We start from the raw sequence: 1,877 nt of genomic DNA on the forward strand, positions 1-1,877 counted from the left end.
TTGACCGTAGAGAACATTGTTTTTGATAAGGATGAACTCTATTTCGTTATCGAGATTGAAAATAATTCTACGTTGGATTACGATTTGAATTTCTTGAACCTTTCGATTGAAACTCGGCAAAAAGGGAAAAGAAAATCATTGCAACGACTGTATCAAGAACCGATATATAAACATAGTCTGCCGTCCAAGATTAAGGAAAATGAAATGGCTCGATTTGTTTATGTGTTGCCCAAATTTTCATTATCCGATGACCGTAGGGCAATTTTGGAATTGAATGAAAAAGATGGCGAACGGAACATAGAAATGAAACTATCGCATAGATATATCAATAACCCAAATTAATACTGTTATGAAAAGATTAGTCATTTGCTCGCTTGTATTGTTGTTCCTTTCTTGTTCAGAAAGCACAACAAAATCCCCTTCTGAAACTGCCAAAGTTGTTGCGTCAAGCTTTTTCTCAAAAGATGAATCAGCTTTAAAAAAGCATACCACTTCTGAAGGCTATGCCAGTTTGATTACCTTACAGAATATGATGCCAGATTCTGATAAAGATATCAAGGTAGAAATTTTAGACGAAGCTGTTGATGGCGAAATTGCCTGGGTAAAATACAGCACGACCTATGATGGAAAAACAGGCATTTTTAAACTGACTAAGGAAAACGGTCAATGGAAAGTGACCAGTAAAGGTCCGAGGGAAAAAGGGCCTTTTTAAAAGATTTTTCTTAATTTTTATCGAGATTGATTTCCCAATAACCTCGTGTATCGCCTTGACGCGTTAAAAAGCCTTTATTTTTGATAGCTGTAATATGCTTACCAACAGCAGATTCATTAATACCCAAAGCTTCAGCTATTTCATTATAGGTTATGGAAGGATTAGCCGCAATAAGTTTAAGAACTTCTTTTTGTCTTTTAGTTAGAGCTTCAGTCGCATCAATTACACCACCTATTACACCACCTATTACACCACCTTTTTGACCACCCATTAGACCACCTATTTGACCACCTATTTGACCACCTTCTTCAACAGCAGTTTCTTTAGCGTTAAAAGTCATTCTAAGGAAGTTATCTGAAAAGCCAAAACTCTCTTTGCCATAGTGTTCCAAAATACGAGGGATGCCAGAACCCAATTGTTCCACGAGTTCCAAATCCTTAAAAATCCGCATCAGTTCTTTGTTACGTGGAACTGAAAAGCCCTCGAAAAATTCCTGTTTGCTCAATCCTTCCGGAAGACCGCCTGCCGATGTGATTTCAATTCTATCAGCAAAGATTTCAAACTTTGGGGTAATCTCATTGGTATAATCATTATGTACAAAGGCATTGATGATGGCCTCGCGCAATGCGATGGGATTCCAAAGGCTGGCTTGTTGTCTTTCTTTGGCCGTTATTTTTGTGTTGGTTCGGTTCTCTACGGCAATTTTATCAATGACTTGTTTTGTCGCTTTTACTAAGCATTCGTGACCATATTCGTTGCTTTCTATCAAGTCTGTTCGGGTTTTGCCCGAATACTTGGCTACTTTAATTGAAGTGTTATTCTTATCTGCCAAGAGATAGCCGGCATAATTGAATGCGCCGTTTTCGGTCAATAGTTCCAAGTTCTTTGCAAAAGCTTTACCAAGGGTATGACCCGATTCCTCGTAGTAGATTTTCAACTGGCTAAAGCTTAAATCTTGACGACCCGCTTTAATTTTGCTGATGGAATTTCGGGTGCGCTTGGCAAAGAGCTCGTCAATCATTTTTTGTGGCATCGGTTCAGCTGCTGAACCTAAGCGAATAAAACAACCCTTTTCACTCATCCCATATTTTTTGAGATGATAGGGTTTTTCAGGACCGCTCGCCACAATAACTTTCAGGATGTTTTTACCATCTCGTTCCTCACT

Annotated in this window: 3 protein-coding genes; 2 read left to right on the forward strand and 1 reads right to left on the reverse strand. The window is 38.6% G+C overall.

All coding sequences use genetic code 11. The features are described from left to right. On the forward strand, window positions 1-342 hold a 342-nt coding region (locus RM529_RS17105), incomplete at its 5' end, for a DUF4138 domain-containing protein (RefSeq protein ID WP_311485961.1). 7 nt (window positions 343-349) lie between these two features. Next, the gene (locus RM529_RS17110; RefSeq protein WP_133642541.1) at window positions 350-712 is read left to right on the forward strand and encodes a hypothetical protein; all 363 of its coding nucleotides are present in this window, start codon (window positions 350-352) and stop codon (window positions 710-712) included. Window positions 713-722: 10 nt separating this feature from the next. Here the strand turns inward: RM529_RS17110 and RM529_RS17115 are convergent. Next, window positions 723-1,877: ATP-binding protein (locus tag RM529_RS17115; RefSeq protein WP_311485962.1), on the reverse strand; the 1,155-nt coding region annotated here is incomplete at its 5' end.

It is taken from the genome of Autumnicola edwardsiae (assembly GCF_031846505.1).
Taxonomy (GTDB): domain Bacteria; phylum Bacteroidota; class Bacteroidia; order Flavobacteriales; family Flavobacteriaceae; genus Autumnicola; species Autumnicola edwardsiae.